This window comes from Pseudomonas sp. B392_1p (assembly GCF_052245235.1).
In the GTDB taxonomy this organism is placed as follows: Bacteria; Pseudomonadota; Gammaproteobacteria; order Pseudomonadales; family Pseudomonadaceae; genus Serpens; species Serpens gallinarum.
The window spans coordinates 1-210 of record NZ_JBQPXM010000047.1 but is presented as its reverse complement, the minus strand read 5'-3'; the positions used below and the strand labels follow the sequence as shown (position 1 = coordinate 210).

Here is a 210-nt window from a genome sequence, read left to right as displayed (position 1 = left end):
TGCGCGGCGAGCAGTACGGCCTTGTAGCCAGCGATGTTGGCCTGGGAGGACAAGACGTCCAGGCTCTGCGCGCGGGAGGTGCGCGGTGCGGCTTCCAGGGCAAAGGCGGTGATGCCTTGGGCGGCCAGCTTGCCGATCAGCTCGGTGTTAAACGGGTTGAGCATGCCCACCAGCACGGTGCCGCTCTTCATCTGCGCCAGTTCGGCGTCG

General features: G+C 66.7%; 1 pseudogene. It reads right to left on the bottom strand.

From position 1 onward, the window contains the following. Positions 1–210 (bottom strand): annotated as a pseudogene (locus ACTV8E_RS20750) (NAD(P)(+) transhydrogenase (Re/Si-specific) subunit alpha); the annotation flags it as partial.